17 protein-coding genes and 1 pseudogene are annotated in these 18915 nt (G+C 67.9%); 2 read left to right on the top strand and 16 right to left on the bottom strand.

Going from position 1 to position 18915, the window contains the following annotated elements:
* Nucleotides 1-58: 58 nt before the first annotated feature.
* Nucleotides 59-1343: pseudogene (locus AB4089_RS09430) on the top strand (PrsW family intramembrane metalloprotease).
* Between the two features lie 67 nt (nucleotides 1344-1410).
* On the opposite strand, the gene nusB reads toward AB4089_RS09430, so the two are convergent.
* The 15 genes from nusB to AB4089_RS09505 all read right to left on the bottom strand — a co-directional run bounded on the left by nusB (nucleotide 1411) and on the right by AB4089_RS09505 (nucleotide 15989).
* Nucleotides 1411-1821 carry a transcription antitermination factor NusB gene (nusB, locus tag AB4089_RS09435; RefSeq protein ID WP_091251831.1) on the bottom strand — a complete coding sequence of 137 codons (411 nt, stop codon included), beginning with the start codon at nucleotides 1819-1821 and terminating at the stop codon, nucleotides 1411-1413.
* Nucleotides 1821-2384 carry an elongation factor P gene (gene efp / locus AB4089_RS09440; protein ID WP_018773146.1) on the bottom strand — a complete coding sequence of 188 codons (564 nt, stop codon included), beginning with the start codon at nucleotides 2382-2384 and terminating at the stop codon, nucleotides 1821-1823. The genes nusB and efp overlap by 1 nt, the downstream gene beginning before the upstream one ends.
* 154 nt (nucleotides 2385-2538) lie before the next feature.
* On the bottom strand, nucleotides 2539-3057 hold the full coding sequence (locus tag AB4089_RS09445) for a tetratricopeptide repeat protein (protein WP_441409021.1): 519 nt from the start codon (nucleotides 3055-3057) through the stop codon (nucleotides 2539-2541).
* Complete coding sequence (gene aroB / locus AB4089_RS09450) at nucleotides 3057-4148, bottom strand: 3-dehydroquinate synthase (RefSeq protein ID WP_441409022.1); 1092 nt, start codon at nucleotides 4146-4148, stop codon at nucleotides 3057-3059. The genes AB4089_RS09445 and aroB overlap by 1 nt, the downstream gene beginning before the upstream one ends.
* Nucleotides 4145-4756, bottom strand: a complete 612-nt coding sequence (locus AB4089_RS09455; protein WP_441409023.1) for a shikimate kinase — start codon at nucleotides 4754-4756, stop codon at nucleotides 4145-4147. Before AB4089_RS09455 ends, aroB begins: the two co-directional genes overlap by 4 nt.
* On the bottom strand, nucleotides 4756-5955 hold the full coding sequence (aroC, locus tag AB4089_RS09460; protein ID WP_441409024.1) for a chorismate synthase: 1200 nt from the start codon (nucleotides 5953-5955) through the stop codon (nucleotides 4756-4758). The genes AB4089_RS09455 and aroC overlap by 1 nt, the downstream gene beginning before the upstream one ends.
* A 26-nt stretch (nucleotides 5956-5981) precedes the next feature.
* On the bottom strand, nucleotides 5982-6863 hold the full coding sequence (locus AB4089_RS09465) for a shikimate dehydrogenase (RefSeq protein WP_441409025.1): 882 nt from the start codon (nucleotides 6861-6863) through the stop codon (nucleotides 5982-5984).
* Nucleotides 6860-8659 carry an endolytic transglycosylase MltG gene (gene mltG, locus AB4089_RS09470; protein ID WP_441409026.1) on the bottom strand — a complete coding sequence of 600 codons (1800 nt, stop codon included), beginning with the start codon at nucleotides 8657-8659 and terminating at the stop codon, nucleotides 6860-6862. The genes AB4089_RS09465 and mltG overlap by 4 nt, the downstream gene beginning before the upstream one ends.
* Nucleotides 8656-9240 carry a Holliday junction resolvase RuvX gene (ruvX, locus tag AB4089_RS09475; protein ID WP_441409027.1) on the bottom strand — a complete coding sequence of 195 codons (585 nt, stop codon included), beginning with the start codon at nucleotides 9238-9240 and terminating at the stop codon, nucleotides 8656-8658. Before ruvX ends, mltG begins: the two co-directional genes overlap by 4 nt.
* 11 nt (nucleotides 9241-9251) lie before the next feature.
* Complete coding sequence (gene alaS, locus AB4089_RS09480; RefSeq protein ID WP_441409028.1) at nucleotides 9252-11930, bottom strand: alanine--tRNA ligase; 2679 nt, start codon at nucleotides 11928-11930, stop codon at nucleotides 9252-9254.
* A 175-nt stretch (nucleotides 11931-12105) separates the two neighbouring features.
* Nucleotides 12106-12372: a DUF6167 family protein gene (locus AB4089_RS09485; RefSeq protein ID WP_441409029.1), complete on the bottom strand. Its 267-nt coding sequence runs from the start codon at nucleotides 12370-12372 to the stop codon at nucleotides 12106-12108.
* 20 nt (nucleotides 12373-12392) lie between these two features.
* Complete coding sequence (locus AB4089_RS09490) at nucleotides 12393-12767, bottom strand: DUF948 domain-containing protein (protein ID WP_441409030.1); 375 nt, start codon at nucleotides 12765-12767, stop codon at nucleotides 12393-12395.
* A 167-nt stretch (nucleotides 12768-12934) separates the two neighbouring features.
* On the bottom strand, nucleotides 12935-13561 hold the full coding sequence (gene rpsD / locus AB4089_RS09495; protein ID WP_441409031.1) for a 30S ribosomal protein S4: 627 nt from the start codon (nucleotides 13559-13561) through the stop codon (nucleotides 12935-12937).
* Nucleotides 13562-13761: 200 nt separating this feature from the next.
* Nucleotides 13762-14160 carry a cupin gene (locus AB4089_RS09500; RefSeq protein ID WP_441409032.1) on the bottom strand — a complete coding sequence of 133 codons (399 nt, stop codon included), beginning with the start codon at nucleotides 14158-14160 and terminating at the stop codon, nucleotides 13762-13764.
* Nucleotides 14161-14447: 287 nt separating this feature from the next.
* Nucleotides 14448-15989: a replication-associated recombination protein A gene (locus AB4089_RS09505; RefSeq protein ID WP_441409033.1), complete on the bottom strand. Its 1542-nt coding sequence runs from the start codon at nucleotides 15987-15989 to the stop codon at nucleotides 14448-14450.
* 175 nt (nucleotides 15990-16164) lie between these two features.
* Between AB4089_RS09505 and AB4089_RS09510 the strand changes: the two genes are divergently transcribed.
* On the top strand, nucleotides 16165-16809 hold the full coding sequence (locus tag AB4089_RS09510; RefSeq protein ID WP_441409034.1) for an acVLRF1 family peptidyl-tRNA hydrolase: 645 nt from the start codon (nucleotides 16165-16167) through the stop codon (nucleotides 16807-16809).
* Nucleotides 16810-16899: 90 nt separating this feature from the next.
* Here the strand turns inward: AB4089_RS09510 and AB4089_RS09515 are convergent, their stop codons facing one another.
* Entirely contained in the window at nucleotides 16900-18456 is a 1557-nt protein-coding gene (locus AB4089_RS09515) for a DUF222 domain-containing protein (RefSeq protein WP_441409035.1), read from the bottom strand.
* Nucleotides 18457-18915 lie beyond the last annotated feature (459 nt).

The following is an 18915-nucleotide window of genomic DNA, read 5'->3' on the forward strand; positions in this document are numbered from 1 at the left end:
CTGGCGGCCCGTCGCCGCCCGAATGCGTTTAACCTCACACGGACATAGGCTCGAGTCCATGACGACGAACGAGCCGCGGCCGGGGCAGGGCCGGCCCGGCTACCCCGCCTCCGGCCGGCCGCCGCTGCCCCCGCAGGCCAACCCGACGTGGCTGGGGCACGTCCGGCCGCAGCACTACCAGCAGGCGCCGGCCAACAGCCGCGGCCACTTCCCGCCGGTGCTGCCACCCGCCGTTCCCGCGGGAGGCAGTTCCGGCTGGAAGGCCGGCAGCAGCTCCGCCGGTGTTTTTGGACTTGTGCTCGCCGGCGGACTCCTGGCGTTCATCAGCCTCTTCCTGGTCCTGCCCTTCCTCCTGGACCGCACGGGAATCTCCGGCTTCGTGGTTGGTTTCCTCGCCTCGCTGGTTCCCCTGGCGACCGTGCTGTTGACGGTGCGTATCATCGACCGCTGGGAACCCGAGCCCAGGGCGCTGCTGCTCTTCGCCTTTGCCTGGGGAGCCGTCGTCTCGATAGCGGTGACCATGCTCATCCAGCCCTATATTTCGCTGGTGGCCGGGCCGGCCTCGGGACTGGACCATACGACGTTCGCAGTGACGGTCCAGGCGCCGGTGGTGGAGGAATTCGCCAAGTCCCTGGGGCTGCTGATGATCCTGCTCTTCGCCCCAAAACATTTCAACGGACCGGTGGACGGTGTGGTGTTCGCCTTCACGATCGCGGCCGGCTTCGCGTTCACCGAGAACATCCTCTACTTCGGCCGCGCCATTGCTGAATCCAGTGACCCGGGCACGGACCTCGCGGTGGTGTTCTTCCTGCGCGGGGTCATGTCACCATTCGCCCACGCCATTTTCACGGGTACCACGGGGCTGATCATGGGCTTCGCCGTGAGCCGCGGGAGCACCGGGCTGTCCGTGCTGGCGTTTCTGGTCGGCCTCGTCCCGGCGATGCTTCTGCACAGCGGCTGGAACAGCATGGGCCAGGACTTCCTGGCCCAGTACGTGCTGGTGCAGGTGCCGATCTTCCTGCTGGCGGTCCTGGTCATTGCCCTGCTGCGGGTGGCGGAGCGCAGGCTCACGCGCCAGCGGCTCAGGGAGTACGCTGCCGCGGGCTGGTTCACCGCGGCCGAGGTGGACATGATGGCCACCCCCGGGCGGACGCCGCTCCGCACTGCGCTGGGCCAGGTTCGTGGGGCGAGAGGCCCAGATGAAGGCCCTGCTCCATGCGGCCACCGAACTCGCCTTCACCCGGCAGCGGATCCTCGGCGGCCGGGACGTGGCCGCGCATCAACGCGATGAGCAGCGCCAGCTTGCCGAGATCGCCGCCCTCCGCGCCGCCGTCGTCGGCTAACGAAAGAACCCCGCCCGGAGTCCCGGGCGGGGTTCTTTGTGGTGCTGGGTTGTTGTTCCCGAACGACCTAGGCCAGCAGCGAAGGCTTCAGCTGCTGCAGGCGGCCCAGCAGGCCGTTGATGAACGACGGCGACTCGTCAGTGGAGAGCGTCTTGGCCAGGGCCACAGCCTCGCTGACAGCCACGCCGTCGGGCACGTCGTCGTTGTAGAGCAGTTCCCACGTGCCGATCCGCAGGATGATGCGGTCCACGGAGGGCATGCGCTCCAGGGTCCAGCCCTGCGAATAGGTCTCCAGGAATTCGTCGATGGCGGCCTGGTGGGACACCACGCCTTCGACAATTTCCAGGGTGTACGGGTTGACGATCTGGTCTGTCTGCTCGCGGCGGGACTTCAGTACGTCGAAGGCCGAGGCGGAGCGCTGCTCGGCCTCAAAGAGGACATCGAGGGCCCGGTTCCGGGCCTTACCGCGTGCACTCACTAGTCGTTGACCCGGCCGAGGTAGGAGCCGTCGCGGGTGTCGACCTTGACCTTGGTGTTGTTCTCGACGAACAGCGGAACCTGGATCTCGTACCCGGTTTCGAGGGTGGCGGGCTTGGTGCCGGCCGAGGAGCGGTCGCCCTGCAGGCCCGGCTCCGTGTAGGTGATCTCGAGGACGACGCTCGGGGGCAGTTCGATGTAGAGCGGGTTGCCCTCGTGGATGGCGATGTTGACCATCTGGTTTTCGAGCATGAAGTTGGTGGCGTCGCCGACGGTGGCGGCCGAAACGGTGAGCTGGTCGAAGTCCGAGGTGTCCATGAAGACGAAGTCGGCGCCGTCCTGGTACAGGTACTGGTAGTCGCGGCGGTCCACCGTGGCGGTCTCGATCTTCAGTCCGGCGTTGAAGGTCTTGTCGACGACCTTGCCGGACATCACGTTGCGCATCTTGGTGCGCACGAACGCGCCACCCTTGCCGGGCTTGACGTGCTGGAACTCGATGATGTTCCAAAGCTGGCCCTCAAGCTTAAGGACGGTTCCGTTCTTGATGTCGTTAGTGGTTGCCACAGTATCCTCTTAGTTTCTCGATGGTTCCATCAGGCCGGTGCTAGCGGCCGGACGCTTATGCCGGGCCGGCATGCCAAGCGGCCCGCCAGCGCGTATTTGTCAAAAATCCAAGATCTATTCTACCGGTTCCGGCCGACCACTGGCTGACGGGGCCTCAGGACTGCTGTTCCGCCACGTCCCGGGCGCGTTGCAGCGCCACCGCGGAGGCGTAGATCAGGGCCGCGTCGGCGGAGCCGGCTACGCGCAAATCCAGGGCCTTGGCGAAGGACTCGACGGCGGCGCCAACGTTGCCGCCGGCGAAGTAGGACCGGCCCAGGTGCTGCCGCACGGCCGCCTCTTCCAGGGTGCCCTGGGTCTCGGCGAGGAGTTGCCTTAACACCTCGACGGCGCGGTCGAACCGGTTCGAAACCCGGAGCACGTCCGCCTCGAAGATCCGCAGCCGGAGCGAGCCGGGGTCCTTGTACCGGGCGTCGGCGAGGAGTTCGGCGGCTTCGGCCGCGTGCCCTTCGACGAGCCTGAGGAGGATCAGGTCGCCCGGGTCGGTGGAGGCCGCCAACGCCTCGGCCAGGACCTCGTCGTTGACGATCTGGGGCATGAGGCTTTGCGGGTTGATCCGGATTCCGGGAACTCCCGCGTCGGGCCACTCGGTGGTGCCGCCCTTCACCGTCATCATCAGGAGGCAATCTCCTGGTAGGCGGCAAAGAGCAGTGACGTGTCCGGGACGTCGAGGATGCCGGGCCGCCCGACGCCGTCGAGCACCACGAACCGCAGCAGGTCACCGCGGGATTTCTTGTCCCGGCGCATGCCGTCGAGGAGCGCCTGCCAGCGGTCGCGGCGGTAGGTGATGGGAAGCCCCAGGCTTTCGAGGATGCTCCGGTGCCTGTCGGCGTCGGCGTCGCTGAGCCGGCCGACGCTGCGGGCGAGCTCGGCGGCGAACATCATGCCGACGGAGACGGCGGCACCGTGACGCCAGGAATAGCGTTCCGCGAGTTCGATCGCGTGGCCCAGGGTGTGGCCGTAGTTCAGGATCTCGCGCTGGCCGGTTTCCTTCAGGTCCTCGGAGACCACCTTGGCCTTGACGCTGATGGCGCGTTCGATCAGTTCGCGCAGGACTTCCGAGCGCGGATCGGAGACGGCGGTGGGGTCCTTTTCGATCAGGTCCAGGATGGCCGGGTCGGCGATGAAACCGCATTTGATGACCTCGGCCATGCCGGAGATGATCTCGTTCTTCGGCAGCGTCTCCAGGGTGTCCAGATCCGCGAGGACGCCGGCGGGCGGGTGGAACGCGCCGACGAGGTTCTTGCCCTCGGCGGTGTTGATCCCCGTCTTCCCGCCGACGGAGGCGTCCACCATGCCCAGCAGGCTCGTGGGCATGTGGATGACCTTCACGCCGCGCAGCCAGGTCGCGGCGACAAAGCCGGCAAGGTCCGTCACGGCGCCGCCGCCGACGGCGACGATGGCGTCGGAGCGGGTGAAGTCGTTCTGCCCCAGCACCTGCCAGCAGAAGGAGGCCACTTCGATGTGCTTGCCCTCTTCGGCGTCCGGGATTTCGGCGGTCAGCGCGGTGAACCCGGCGGCGGCCAGCTCTTCGCGGACGGTGTCGCCGGTGAGCCGAAGCGCGCGGGGGTGGATGACCAGGACACGCTTGACGCGTTCGCCCAGCAGGCCCGGCAGGCTTGCCAGCAGGCCGCGGCCCACCACGACGTCGTAGTTCTCAGCGGGCGTTTGTCCGGTGACTTTGATGACGGTTGATTCGGTACTCACTTTTCAACTTCCTTTGTTGACGCCGGAGTGGGCACTGCCGCGGACTTGGCCGCGGCGCGCTCCCCCAGCGCTTCTTCCAGACGGTGAGCCAGCTCCGCAACGTTGCCGCTCCGGACATCGAGGACGAGGTCGGCGAGGCGTTCGTAGACCGGCTGCCGGGTGGCGAACAGGGTCCGCCACCTGCCCATGGCGTCGCCGGCCAGGAGTGGCCGGCCCGAATTCTTGGCAATGCGTTCCGCCACGGTCGCGGCGTCGCATTCGAGGTACACCACGGTACAGCGGGCCAGGAGCTGCTGCGTCCCGGAGTCCAGGACGGCCCCGCCGCCAAGCGAGATGACACTGGTGCCGCCCCGCGCCTCGTCGATGGCCTGCGCCACGGCCCGGGCTTCCAGCTCGCGGAAGGCGTGCTCTCCGCGGCTGGCGAAGATCTCGGCGATGGTCCCGTGCTGGGCCACCACGAGGGCGTCGGTGTCGGCGAAGGCGCACCCGAGGTGCTGAGCGAGCTGCTGCCCGATCGCCGATTTACCCACGGCCATCGGTCCGATCAGGACCACCGGGCCAATGTGTCGTGCCGCGGCGGAGAGCGCTTCGGTATTCCCCACCGGCACTAGTGGCCGATCGAGTCCAGGGACGCCGGAATGCTGTCCAGGTAACCCTTGATGTTGCGGGCGGTCTCCTGCACGGAGTCACCGCCGAATTTTTCCGCGACCGCTTCGGCGATCACGAGGGCCACCATGGCCTCGGCCACCACGCCGGCGGCCGGGACGGCACAGACGTCGGAGCGCTGGTGGTGGGCCTTGGCGGCCTCCCCGGTGCTGACGTCGACCGTCTTGAGCGCGCGCGGCACGGTGGCGATCGGCTTCATGGCGGCACGGACACGCAGGACATCGCCAATGCTCATGCCGCCCTCGATCCCGCCGGCGCGGTTGGAGGTGCGGATGATCTTGCCGTCCGCGTCCTTGACGATCTCGTCGTGGGCAGCCGAGCCGCGGCGCGCGGCCGTGCGGAAGCCGTCGCCGACCTCGACGCCCTTGATGGCCTGGATGCCCATCAGGGCCGCCGCCAGGCGGGAGTCGAGGCGCCGGTCCCAGTGGACGTAGCTGCCGAGTCCCGGCGGGAGGCCGTAGGCCAGCACTTCAACGACGCCGCCGAGGGTTTCGCCTTCTTTGTGTGCGACGTCGACCTCGGCCACCATGGCGTCCGAGGTTTCGCGGTCGAAGCAGCGCAGCGGGTCGGCGTCAAGGGCGATCACGTTGCCCGGGCGGGGAAGCGGCCGGCCTTCCGGCACGGCAACGCTGGCGATGGAGACGGTGTGGGAGACGAGTTCGATCCCGACCTGCTTGAGGAACGCTGCGGCGACCGTGCCGAGCGCCACCCGGGTGGCCGTCTCGCGGGCGCTGGCGCGTTCCAGCACCGGACGGGCCTCGTCGAAGCCGTATTTCTGCATGCCGGTGAAGTCGGCGTGGCCGGGCCGCGGCCGTGTCAGCGGGGCGTTCCGGGCCTGGTCGGCCAGGATTTCCGGCTCCACGGGATCGGAGGACATGATCTGTTCCCACTTGGGCCACTCGGTGTTGCCGACCTGGATGGCGACGGGGCCGCCCTGGGTCAGGCCGTGGCGGACGCCGCCGAGGATCGTGACCACGTCCTGCTCGAATTTCATCCGGGCACCGCGGCCATAACCTAGCCGCCGGCGGGCCAGCGCCTCGCTGATGTGGGCGCTGGTGAGTTCAACACCGGCGGGCACGCCTTCAATAATTCCGACCAGTGCCGGGCCATGGGATTCACCGGCAGTCAACCAACGCAACATACAATCCATCCTGCCATGTCGGGCACTTAGAACACCCGTCGGGGTGCCCCGACTGCGTCACACATCACATCTATGACTCCGGCCGGCAGGGCCTCTCCCAGTCCGGTGAAATGCCGCACCTGCTCCACTGCCTGGTAGATGAGCATTTCAAGACCCGGGACCACCGTGCCGCCGGCTTCCTGCCAGGCCGCGGCAATCCGGCTGGGCCACGGATCGTAGGCGACGTCCAGGAGGACGCCCGGGTGGCCGGAGGCTGCTGCCAGCCCGGCAGCGATTTCGGCGGCAAGCCCGTCTGCCGCGCGGGGCGGGAAGGTGGAGATGACGACGTCGGCCGTGGCGACGGCGGCGGCCGCACCGTCGAGGGGAAGCACCTGGACGGGGAGCCCCACGGCGGCGGAGGCGGCGCGGGCCTCGCTGGCCCGGCTGACGTCGCGCACGAACACTTCGGCGGACGCCGCGCCGAGTTCCTTGAGGGCTGCGATGGCTGCCGCAGCGGTCCCGCCCCCGCCGAGGACCACGGCCGTGGGTGCCGCGGCCGCACCGGCGTGCCGGAGCGCGTTGACGATCCCGGCGACGTCGGTGTTGTAGGCAACCAGCCGGGTTGAGCCGCCGTCGGATTCGAAGGCAACGGTGTTGACGACGCCGAGCGCACCGGCCACGCCCCGGACCTCGTCCACTTCCGCCACCATGGCGGATTTGAGCGGCATGGTGACCGAAAGCCCGCGCCAGGACCCCTCAGCGCGGACCTCGCCCCGGACCTGCCGCATGAAGTCCGGCAGGTCCGCCTCTGTCACGTCAATGGCGGAGTAGGCGATGTCCACGCCCAGGAGCGCGTAGGCGGCCCTATGCAGCGCCGGGGACTTCGAATGGCTGATGGGATGCCCGAGGACGGCCGCCCGCAGCGTCATACGCAACGTCCCGGGTTCGCCTCGCACCAGGAGTTGTACTGCTCCACGTAACCGAGGTGTTCAGCCAGGGTCTTGGAGAACTTGGTCTCCTTGGTGTCCAGGTTGATGGTGACCCAGTACAGGTAGTTGTTGGTCTTTGGCTTGGCGGCGGCGTCAATGGCCGTCTTGCCCGGCGAGCCGATGGGTCCGGCCGGCAGCCCCTGGTTGGCGTAGGTGTTGTACGGGTTCGACTTGTCGGCCTTCTGGCCCTCGTCGATGTGGAAGCTGCGGATACCCAGGCCATAGGTGACGGTCGCATCGGACTGGATGAGCCCGTTGGTCTCGGTGTTGTTGGGCTTGAGGCGGTTGTAGATGGCGCCGGCAACGTCCCCGTATTCGGCCTGGCCGCCTTCTGCCTGGACGATGCTCGCTACGGTGAGGACGTCGTATTGTTTCGCGGGATCGGTGACGCCTTGGGCCTTGAGCTCATCCTGGGTGCTGCCGACGAGCTGCTGCAGGATGTCCTTGGCGGAGGTGCCCAGCGGGAAGCGGTACTCTCCCGGAGCCAGGTAGCCCTCAAGGTTCTTGGCCTTGGCCGGGACGCCGAACTGCGCGGGCGCATCGCTGAGCGCCTTCAGGTCCGGAACCGGGATCCCGGTTCCCTCGGAAATCGCCTGCAGGGATTCGCTGATCCGCAACCCGGCGCTGAGCGCAAAGTACATGACCTTGCCCTTGTCCTTGTTGAGCAGGATGTCCACGGCATCCGAATTCTTCATTTCCTGGCGCATCGAGAACGTGCCCGGGTTCAGGGCACCGCCGGACGCGGTGAACGCCTTAAGGAACGTATCCGCGTTCGCCACGACCTTCTTCGACTCCAGCTCGGTGGCCACGGACCTCGGTCCGTCGCCGGGCTGGACTACGATGCTGACCTCGCCGGTCCCGGGGCCGGGGTAGTCCGCCTTGGTGTCCCCGCCCAGGAGGGGCTTGAGGAACTGTGCGCCCACCGCGATGGCGACAACGAAGACCGTCAGGGTCAGCACCAGGGCCAGGAAGCGGCGCCGGCGGCGGACCTTCTTGGTCGGGGCCTTGTCGTAGCGGACGGCTCCGGCCATCAGATCGTGCGCTGGTTCGGCGTGGTACTCGGCCTCCGGGTGCACCTGGGGGTCGACGGAGTCGTCGTAAACATGGTGAGCCTCGTCGTGGGGGTGCAGGGCGTAGCCATCGTGGGCGGTTGCATCCTGGCCAGCGGCATCGTGGTGGGCCTGGTGGCCGTACTGCCCGGCCGCGGCATAGACGGCGTCGTGGTCTGCGGCATCGCGGTCTGCGGCGTCGTGGTCTGCGGCATCGCGGGCGGGCTCATCGGCGGCGGGGTCGTGGGAAGGGACGTCGCGGACCGGCATCATCTGGGTGAAGTCATCGCGGGCGGGCTCAGCCTCAGCGGGGACTTCGTGCAGGGGTTCGTCGTCGGGTTCTTCATGCACAGGTTCTTCATGCACAGCGTCGTGCACGGGTTCTACGGGGAGAGGTTCGTGCACGGGTTCTTCAAACAGAGGTTCTTCGTGCAGCGGTTCTTCGTGCACGGTGGGTGCCGCTTCGGGGATCTCCGGAGCTGCCTGCGGCGGCTCGTTGGCAGGCTGGGCTTCCGAAGGCGCCGCCGTCGGGACATCCTGTCCCGTCTCGAATGCCTGCGGCGGGATCACGTTGTGCCCCTGGGTCGCCAGGAGTTTCTCCCGGGCCCTGATCTCCTTGCGCGTCAGCGGTCGGCTGGCACCACCGAGGTCGTCACCGGAGGAGTCATCACTGTTGACCGGGCTCACTGTAGCCTTCCATGTTCTGAAGAGTGCGTCTGTACTGCCGGGCCGGTCTGTGCGCCGTCTCCGGTCGGCCCCGGCGCAGACTCCGCGTAGACGCGGTTTCCGACCTCCGTTCCCCTGGCCTTTTGCATATCAATCGCATGCTGCAGAATACCTGCCGCCGCAACCTGATCAACAACTGTACGGTGATTCCGGCTGCTCATGCCAGCTTCGTGCAGGTTGCGGTGGGCCGTCACGGTGCTCAGCCGCTCGTCAACCAGCCGCACGGGCATATCCGATCCGGCGGCCTGCAGGGCCCGGGCCAGCAACTGTGCGTACTCCGTCGCCATCCTGGCCGAGGCGTGCTCTTCGCCCTTCATGGTGCGCGGCAGGCCCACGAAAATCTCCACGGCGTCCAGCTCCACGGCCAGAGCGGCCAGGATACGCACGTCAGTGTTCTTTTTCACGTTCCGCTGCAGCGTGCGCAGCGGGGTCGCCAGGATTCCGTCGCGGTCGCAGACGGCCACGCCCACACGGACGGTGCCGACGTCCACCCCGAGCTTCACACCCCGGGGATAGACGCCGGCCACAGCAGCTTCAGACACGTACGGTTCCGCTATCGCCGGGTAATCACATCCACGACGGCGCTGAGGGCAGCTCCGACCTGGGCGGCGTCCGTGCCGCCGCCCTGCGCGACGTCGTCCTTGCCGCCACCGCCGCCGCCGAGGACACCGGCGGCGAGGCGCACCAGGGCACCTGCCTTGACGCCGGCTGCCCGGGCGGCCTCGTTGGTGGCGATCAGGATCACGGGACGGTCGTTGCTGACACCGGCCACCGCGACGGCGGCGGGCTCGGACCCCAGACGCGTCCGCAGGTCCAGGGCCAGGCCGCGCAGGTCATCGGCGCCGCTGACCTGGCCGGCGTCGTGGGCAATGACCTTGATGCCGGCGGCGTCCTTGGCGGTGCCGACCAGCTGGGCGGCGGCAGCGGTGAGCTGCTCCTTGCGCAGGCGCTCAAGTTCCTTTTCGGCGGTCTTGAGCTTGGTCAGCGTGCTGGCGATCCGGTCCGCGAGGAGTCCCGAGGGTACCTTCAGCATTTCGGTGAGCTCGGTGACGAGGGCGCGTTCGGCGGCGAGGTGCCGGAAGGCGTCCATGCCCACGAAGGCCTCGACACGGCGGTTTCCCGAGCCAACGGACTGCTCGCCGAGAAGGGACAGGCTGCCGATCCGAGAGGTGTTCTCGACGTGGGTGCCGCCGCAGAGTTCGCGGGACCAGGCGCCGTCGATCTCCACGACCCGGACCTCGTTGCCGTAGTTCTCGCCGAACAGCGCCATGGCGCCGAGTGCCTTGGCCTCAGCCAGTCCCATGATCTTGGTCTCCACCCGGAAGTTGTTGCGGATGGCGATGTTGGAGACTTCCTCGATCTCGGACCGGGTGGCGGCGCTCAGGCCCTCGCCCCAGGCGAAGTCGAAGCGCAGGTAGCCGGCCTTGTTGAAGGAGCCGCGCTGCAGGGCTTCCGGGCCGAGGATCTGGTGCAGGGCCGCGTGCACAATGTGCGTGCCGGTGTGCGCCTGCTCCGCGGCGTGGCGGCGTTCCCGGTCGACGGCGGCCTGGACCAGGACGTCCGTGCCGATTTCGCCTTCGCGGACAATCGCCTTGTGCACGCTCAGGCCCTTGAGCGGGCGCTGGACGTCCAGGACTTCGACGACGAAGCCGTCGCCGGTGATGAGTCCGGTGTCGGCGGCCTGGCCGCCGGCCTCGGCGTAGAAGGGCGTCTCGGCCAGGACCAGCTCGATTTCATCGCCAGTGGAGGCCTGGGAGACCTTGCGGCCGCCGGCCAGGATGCCGCGGACCTTGGATTCGCCCTGCAGGTCGGTGTAGCCGGTGAAGACGGTCTCGCCCTCGGCCAGGAGCTCCTGGAACGCGCTGAGGTCGGCGTGGGCGCCCTTCTTGCCCTTGGCATCGGCCTGGGCGCGCTGGCGCTGTTCGAGCATGAGCTTGCGGAATTCGGGCTCGTCGACCTTGAGCCCGGCCTCCTCGGCCATCTCCAGAGTGAGGTCGATGGGGAACCCGTAGGTGTCGTGCAGGGCGAAGGCATCGGCGCCGGAGAGCGGCCGGCCGGCGGACTTGGACTCCTTGACGGCGTCCTCAAGCCGTGCGGTGCCGGAGGCGATGGTGCGCAGGAATGCCTTTTCTTCGGCGTAGGCGATGCGGCTGATCCGCTCGAAGTCGGTCTCCACGATCGGGTAGACGCCCTTCATGGCGTCCCGCGAGGCCGGCAGCAGCTCCGGCAGGCAGGCCTTTTCGACGCCGAGCAGGCGCATGGAGCGCACGGCGCGGCGGATCAGGCGGCGCAGGACGTAGCCGCGGCCCTCGTTGGAGGGGGTGACGCCATCGGCGATCAGCATGAGGGCCGAGCGGATGTGGTCGGCAACGACCCGCATGCGGACGTCGTCGGTGTGGTGCGGGTCTTCAGCGGACTCCGCGGACGTGTATTCCCGGCCGGAGAGTGCCGCGGCGCGGTCGATCACCGGGCGGACCTGGTCCGTCTCGTACATGTTTTCGACGTCCTGCAGGATCATCGCGAGGCGTTCCATGCCGAGGCCCGTGTCGATGTTCTTCTTGGGCAGTTCACCGGTGATGTCGAAGTCCACCTTGGAGCGGACGTTGTCGATCTGGTACTGCATGAACACGAGGTTCCAGATCTCGACATAGCGGTTTTCGTCGGCGATGGGGCCGCCCTCAACGCCGTAAGACGGGCCGCGGTCGTAGTAGATCTCCGAGCAGGGACCGGCGGGGCCGGGCTGGCCGGTTGACCAGTAGTTGTCCGCCTTGCCCATGCGCTGGATGCGCTCGGCGGGCATGCCCGTGTTCTTCAGCCACAGCTGCTCGGCCTCGTCGTCCTCTTCGTAGACGGTGACCCAGAGCCGCTCCGGCGGCAGTCCGTACCCGCCGTCGTCCACGTTGGTGGTGAGCAGTTCCCACGCGAACTTGATGGCGTCTTCCTTGAAGTAGTCGCCAAAGGAGAAGTTGCCGCACATCTGGAAGAAGGTGCCGTGGCGGGCGGTCTTGCCGACTTCCTCGATGTCACCGGTCCGGATGCACTTCTGCACGCTCGTGGCCCGCTGGTAGGGGGCTTCCTCACGGGCAGTCAGGTACGGGATGAACGGCACCATGCCGGCCACGGTGAACAGCAAGGAGGGGTCGCTGGAGACCAGGGAGGCGGAGGGCACGGCGGTGTGTCCCTTGCTGACAAAAAAGTCGATCCAGCGCTTGGTGATCTCCTGCGACTTCATGAGCTGATTTCTTACCCTTCAATATTCACTGCGTTATGTGGCCCGCGTCTGTGCTGCGCGGGACAAGCTGAGGACCGGCACTGATCCGGGCCCCGTCGAACGGGGTCTCTTTTTAGGAGGTTCGGACATGCCGGCACGCCCTTAACGGGCACCGTACTTACTAATTCTCTCCCGGCTAGCGCCGGACCGCATCCCGGCGGGCAACGGCGCCGCCGGCAGCGATATCTGCTGCCGTGTCGATGCCAAGGGCAGTCCGGAGTTCGGCTTCCCGCTCCCCCATGCCTTCGCGGACGGCGTCGGCGAAGTCGAACAGTCCGTCTGCCAGCCGTCCGACGGCCCGGTTGAGCCCCTCGGGGCCGAGCGCGGACTGGGCTTCGGTGACCTTGCGGAAGGCGATGACGCCGATCGCGACGCCGATTCCCATCCAGATAATTCTGTTCATTTCAGGTTCTCCTGGCGGGCTTAGCGGCTGCGCCGGCCGGTGGCGGGCTTTTTGCGGGCGGAGAAGGCGGAGCGTACGCCGTAGCTGAAGGCAGCCACTTTGATCAGGGGCGATCCCACGGTGGCGGCCATCAGCGAGGACAGTGCCGAAATGTTGGCGGACGCGTCCGAGACGTTGGAGGAAATGCCGTCGACCTTCTTCAACTGCTCGTTGGTGGTGGTCACCGTGGCGGTGACTTCGTCCATGAGCGGGGTGGCGCCGTCGCTGATTGACCGGATGGAGGTCCGTACTTCGTCGAACACTCCCCCGAGCTTCAGGATCGGCACGGCGAGCAGCAGGACCAGGAGTGCAAACACCCCTGCCGCGATCAGGCCGGCAATATCGCCACCAGACATAGACACTCATCTCCTTGAACTGCAGTGGATAGCTGCTCGTTGCGTCGGGTCCCGACGGATTCAACCGACGGACAGAATCAGCTCCCGGGGAACTCCCCCCAGTACCTTACATACAAAGAAGCCCGCGGCGCTTGCCACGGGCTTCTTTGTAGGTGTTGCCTTTTGAACTAGCGTGCGTAGAATTCCACGACGAGCTGCTCTTCGCAGGTCACGGGGATCTCGGAACGCTTGGGGCGGCGCACCAGGCGGGCCTGCAGGGCGTCAAGCTTGACGTCCAGGTAGGCCGGAACGATCGGCAGGACGTCGCGGTGGGCGCCGGCTGCTGCAACCTGGAACGGAGGCATGGTCTCGCTGCGGCTGTGAACGTGGACCAGCTGGCCCTCGGCGACGCGGAAAGACGGGCGGTCAACGCGGATGCCGTCAACGAGGATGTGGCGGTGCACAACCAGCTGGCGGGCCTGGGCGATGGTGCGGGCGAAGCCGGCACGCAGCACGAGGGCGTCGAGACGCATTTCGAGCAGTTCGATCAGGTTTTCACCGGTCAGGCCCTTGGTGCGGCGTGCTTCTTCGAATGCACGGGTCATCTGGGCTTCGCGGATGCCGTACTGGGCGCGCAGACGCTGCTTTTCGCGCAGACGTACGGCGTAGTCGGAGTCCTGCTTCTTGCGGGCACGGCCATGCTCACCGGGGCCGTACGGGCGGCGCTCCATGTACTTGGCGGCCTTGGGGGTCAGAGCGATGCCGAGTGCGCGCGAAAGGCGTGCGGTACGGCGAGCACGAGTGTTGTTAGCCACTTGTGTCCTTCCAATATCTGCGGTGTGTCAGTGTTACTGGCCTCCACGATGGAGAGCATCGGCCAACCGCTGCCTTTTGCTACTGGGCACAGGGCAAACCTCATCAAATGCGAAGATTCAATGGATTGTGCGTCCGTGCCTTGCCAGACAACGAACTAGCCTACCATGAGCAGGCCCCTGGCCCGAAGCCGGTACCGAAGTCAGACTCTGGCGTGCACTCCCCTGGCACCGCTGCGCCCGAAGGACGCCGCACCCAGGAATTCCACGGCCACGAAAGGCTTCGGGCCCACCACCCATTCGTCATGGCCCGGCGGAATCGCGTAGGTGTCGTTGGCGTGGATCGTGGAGTGCAGCCCTTCGGCCGATTCGACTTCCATTTCACCGGAGATGCAGACGCCCAGATGGTGGTGCTGGCACACGTCGGTCTGCTCGTAGGGTCTGGTGTTTTCCGACCACCGCCAGCCCGGGCCCAGGATCAGCCGGGCCACCGAGTAGTCGTTCACAGTGCAGAGATCGAATTCGGCCTTGTCCGGGCACCGCTTCTTGTCGGGCACATCGAAGGACTTCACTGCCATGGCGGTAACGAAATTAATACTCATGGGACACTCACTGGGGAAGAAACTGGACGGGGCGGGGACGCTCGCGCTGGATGAGCTGGAAGGGGGCGGGGCCGGCTGCGTTTGGGGGTCCGCGTATCAAGCCGGCGACGATAGCTGCGCTGTCCCCTGCGCCGCACAGGTAGTCAGCAGATCAATGCCGACGTAATTCCACGTTAGACCTCTTGGCCCMTATGTCAACGGCGGTTTCCGGCGCCGCATGGGCGCGGCGGACCAGCCGCAGGCCAGCGGGGGGCCAGCCGCGACCCAGCCGCTAACCGTGTTGCCGTTCACGTGCCGCGAATGATCTTCCGGAGCCGCTCGAGCCGCGTGGCAATGTCCCGTTCGGCTCCGTTGGCGGTGGGGACATAGTAGTTGCGTCCGACGAGGTCATCCGGCGGATACTGCTGCGTGGCCACGGCATGCGGGGCGTCGTGGGCGTACTTGTAGCCCTTGCCGTGACCCAGCTGTTTTGAGCCAGGATAGTGGGCGTCGCGCAGGTGGGCCGGTATGCCGTTGCCGAGGCCGGCGCGGACGTCGGCGATCGCCTGGTTGATCCCCATGTACGCGGCATTGGACTTCGGCGCGGTGGCCAGGTGCACCACCGCCTCGGCCAGGACGATGCGGCCTTCCGGCATGCCGATCAGCTGCACAGCCTGGGCCGCGGCGACGGCGGTCTGCAGCGCCGTCGGGTCCGCCATGCCGACGTCCTCGGCCGCCGAGATCACGATCCGGCGGGCCACGAAGCGCGGGTCCTCACCGGCCTCCAGCATCCGGGCGAGATAGTGCAGCGAGGCGTCGACGTCGGAGCCGCGGATCGACTTGATGAACGCGCTGGCGACGTCGTAGTGCTGGTCCCCGGCCCGGTCGTAGCGAACGGACGCGACGTCCAGGGCCCGCTCCGTGTGCCGCAGCTGGATCGTGACGGGCTCCGCCGCTCCCGCGCCGGCTGTGTCGCTGTCGGCTGTGTCGCTGTCGGCTGTGTCAGTACCGCCTGTGTCCTTATCCGCAGTGTTACCAACGACCGCGTCGGCGTCGTCCGCGTCACCAAAGGCGACGCCGGCGGCCGCCTCGAGTGCCGTCAGGGCCCGCCGGGCGTCGCCGCCGGAGAGTCGGACCAGGTGGGCCAGGGCCTCGGCGCTGAGGACGGCTGTGCCGTTCAGTCCGCGGACATCAGCAACGGCCCGCTGCAGCAGGCCCTCGACGTCGGCGTCGGTGAGCGGTTTGAGGGTCAGCAGCAGCGAGCGGGACAGCAACGGGGACACGACCGAGAACGAAGGGTTTTCGGTGGTGGCAGCAACCAGCACCACCCAGCGGTTCTCGACGCCGGGTAGCAGCGCGTCCTGCTGGGCCTTGTTGAAGCGGTGGATCTCATCGAGGAAGAGCACGGTGGTGGTCTTGTAGAGGTCGCGCGCCGTCAGGGCCTCATCCATCACGCGGCGGACGTCCTTGACGCCGGCGGTGATTGCGGAGAGTTCGACGAATTTCCGGCCGGGTCCCTTGGCAATCACGTGGGCAAGGGTGGTCTTGCCGGTGCCCGGCGGACCCCAGAGGATCACCGAACTCGGTCCGGCGGGGCCGGTCGCGTTGGAGCCGGCGGCCAGTTGGCGCAACGGTGAGCCCTGGCCGAGCAGGTGCTGCTGGCCCACTACGTCATCCAAGGTGCGCGGCCGCATCCGGACGGCGAGCGGGCTGCGCGGCGAGGCTACCCCGGCGCCGGATCGCGGTGCCGACCCGGCTCGCCCGGATTCCTCCGCGTCGCCGTTATCGTCCCCGCCGGCGTCGTCGTTTCCGTCGGCATTGTCCCGCCCTGCGCCAAAGAGATCATCCACATAGATAGGCTACTTCTAGTTCCTGCCCGTCCTGTCACTCCTCCATCACGCACGTGGTACCCCTCGCCCCGCGCCGACCCCCTCATCTCGCCGCTCATCTGAACCGGCACCTGACCCCGCAAACTAAACCCGCAAACTGAACCCGCATCTGACCCTGCAACGAAAGAGCCCTTCCATGCCCAGCCCCGAGACCCGTGTGGCCTTTGTCTCCGGAGCCCGACTGCCGGGCTGGGTGGACCGCTTCGCCGCGAGCCACGGCGCACTCAGTGAGGAAGAGACCGACGCCGGACTGGAGCTGCGCGCCGCGGACGGCGCTGTGGCCGTACTGCGGGCGCCTTGGCCCGTGGACGGCCGGCCCGGGAGCGGCCGCGACGCCGTCTCCCGGCTGGCCTCCCTGGCCGGCCAGCCGCGGAGCGTGGGTGCCGTACTGGTCCGCCGCGGCGGATATTCGGTGGCCGTGGTCAGTGGCGGCACTGTACTGGCGTCCAAGACCGGCACGCGCCACGTTCAGTCCCGGACGGCGGCCGGCGGCTGGTCCCAACAGCGCTTTGCCCGACGGCGCGCCAACCAGGCCGATGCCCTCGTCGAAGCGGTCGCCGAGCACGCAGCAAGGATCTTCGCCGAGCACCGGGTCGAATACCTGGCACCGGGCGGCGACCGGACACTGGCCGAGCAAGTGCTCGCCGAGCCGGTGCTGAAACGCTACGCCGGACTTGCCCGGCTGGCGTTCCTGGACGTCCCGGATCCGCGTGCCGCCATCCTGAAGAGGGCCGCCACGGACCTGTGTTCGGTGCGGATCCTCGTGACCGACCCGCAGTAGCTGTCCCCCCGCTGCGTGGTTCCCGCCCTGCCGTCACCCGTTACGTTCTGAGCCGGCCGCCACTGGAAGGGTGGGCACGCAACGGGTCGATCAGGCGCATTGGAGCAGGAAACTCTCCGGGAACGGGTCATCCGGTGGCACTGGCCGCCACGGATCGTTCGTATCTGCCACTGGCGTTGGACGCGCGGCGATAATTTCATGCCAGTCCGGGAAGGGATCCGGGGGCAGTTCCCGGCTGAGATCGCGCCCAGGGTCCGGGCAGGGGTCCCGGTCCCCGGTGAGCGCCGGATCCGGCTGGTGTCCTGGATCGGTGGGCAGGTGGTGGCCGGCGATTGCGTCGGCGGTCAGGACGTGTTCGGGCCAGGGCTCAGGCCACAGGGGTGGTTCCCAGTCCTGGTGCTCGCTGGGGTAATGCCGGCCGGACGGTGATGTCCACCCTGGAGGGTTGTCGTTGCTGGCTCCGGTTGGTGTCCAGGCGGAGCCGTGTTTGAGGCGGTGGTGTTTCGGGCAGGGCTGGCCCAGGTTGGAGATGCCGGTGGTGCCGCCCTCGGCCCAGGCCAGGAGGTGGTCTGCCTCGTTGTCCAGGGACTGGTTGCTGCAGCCGGGGAAGGGGCACTTGCCGTCACGGAGGCGCAGCCAGTGGCGCTGGGCCTTGGTCAGACGGTAGCTTGTCCGTCCGATTTCCAGCGGGGCGCCGTCACGGGGGTCGGTCAGGACCCGGTAGAACGATCCGGCGCCATCGCCGGCCAGACGGCGGGCCATGGACGGCGGGATCGGCCCGTAGCCGTCCAGGACGGCCGGTTCCGCGGTGGCGCCCAGCAGCGCCAGGACCGGGACTGTGATCAGCACCTGCGCCCGCGGGGACGGAACACCCCCGGACGCGCCGGGGTGGCCGTCGGCCGTTCCACCCTGGGTGCCCGTGCCCGTGTCGGTGTCGGTGTCGGTGGTGTGGCTGGTGAGGAGCCAGGTGGCGGCAACGTCGGCGCGGAGCTGGGCGAGGTTCCGGGGCTCGGCCGGGCCCTGGAGGGCGCGGGCCGCGGCAGTGGTCCGTTCCCAGATTCCTGCGGCGGTATCGGCCGGGAGGTAGGCGGAGAGCCACGCCATGCCGTCCCGGTCCGGGAGGAAATCGATCCGTCGGTCCGCGGCGCACTTGGCGTGGCGTTTCTCGATGCTGACCGGGTGGTGGCGTTCGCGCCAGGCGCGGGCCTTGGCCCGGAACCTTGACGCCACGAGGTCCCCGGCCCGGCACCCGCGGGCGGGGTTCGGTGCGGCTGGGTCCAGGAAGTGAGCCTCCAGCCCGGCGGCCCCGGCCTCCTCCAGGCCGGCGGTTTCCTCGACGATGATCCGGGCGTGTTGCCAGGAGATCGTCCCGGCCTGCAGGGCGGCCAGGGTCAGTGGCAGGGCCGTGGTCAACGCCAGGGCATCGGAGAGCAGGGCGCCGGCGCTTCGTTCGCTGACGGTCAGGACACAGCCGACCTCGGCAACCAGCGCCATGGCCTGCGCGGCGCGGTCCTGCGGGGATGCCTCCGGCGGGACCAGTGCCCCGGCGGACCGGGCATAGCCGGCGGCCAGCTTCGCCTTCAGCGCGGCCGTCCGGGCCTCCAGCCGGGCTACCTCGGCCAGCCCGTCCAGGCAAGCATCCGCCATACAACGCAACGGATCCGCGCCACGCAACCGGTCCGCCCCGGACTGAACTGGGCGGGCTGAAACCGTGCGGGCATGAACAGTGCGGTCAGCCTCGTCGCCCGCGAGGGCAATACACGCCGCGGCAGATGCGGCGACGGCCTCCACGGCCTCTCGAAGGTCCCCGCTCCAGCTTTCCGCGCTGCAGGTTTCCGCACTGCAGCTTTCTGCACTGCAGGTTTCCGCACTGCAGGTTTCCGCACTGCAGCTTTCTGCACTGCAGGTTTCCGCACTGCAGGTTGCCGCACTGCAGGTTGCCGAACTGCAGGTTTCTGCGCTCCTGCTTTCTGCGCTCTGCGCTGTTGCGCTTTCCATACCCAAAGCATCGCAGGAGGCTATGACACTTTTGAGTTGAGCAGGATGCGGGGCAACTCCGCGACTGGCTGTTTGGCCGGCCGGCGGCGGCGGGCTCACGGCCGTCGT

Source organism: Arthrobacter sp. 2MCAF15, assembly GCF_052115605.1.
Taxonomy (GTDB): Bacteria; Actinomycetota; Actinomycetes; order Actinomycetales; family Micrococcaceae; genus Arthrobacter.

Bases quoted from the DNA above. Each gene is read 5' to 3' on its own strand.
- AB4089_RS09465 (WP_441409025.1), bottom strand. From the start codon at position 6,863: ATGACGCTGCGGGCGGCCGTCCTCGGGCATCCCATCAGCCATTCGAAG.
- AB4089_RS09510 (WP_441409034.1), top strand. From the start codon at position 16,165: ATGCCCAGCCCCGAGACCCGTGTGGCCTTTGTCTCCGGAGCCCGACTG.
- AB4089_RS09490 (WP_441409030.1), bottom strand. From the start codon at position 12,767: ATGTCTGGTGGCGATATTGCCGGCCTGATCGCGGCAGGGGTGTTTGCA.
- AB4089_RS09515 (WP_441409035.1), bottom strand. From the start codon at position 18,456: ATGGCGGATGCTTGCCTGGACGGGCTGGCCGAGGTAGCCCGGCTGGAG.
- alaS (WP_441409028.1), bottom strand. From the start codon at position 11,930: ATGAAGTCGCAGGAGATCACCAAGCGCTGGATCGACTTTTTTGTCAGC.
- AB4089_RS09500 (WP_441409032.1), bottom strand. From the start codon at position 14,160: ATGAGTATTAATTTCGTTACCGCCATGGCAGTGAAGTCCTTCGATGTG.
- aroC (WP_441409024.1), bottom strand. From the start codon at position 5,955: ATGTTGCGTTGGTTGACTGCCGGTGAATCCCATGGCCCGGCACTGGTC.
- AB4089_RS09445 (WP_441409021.1), bottom strand. From the start codon at position 3,057: ATGATGACGGTGAAGGGCGGCACCACCGAGTGGCCCGACGCGGGAGTT.
- AB4089_RS09485 (WP_441409029.1), bottom strand. From the start codon at position 12,372: ATGAACAGAATTATCTGGATGGGAATCGGCGTCGCGATCGGCGTCATC.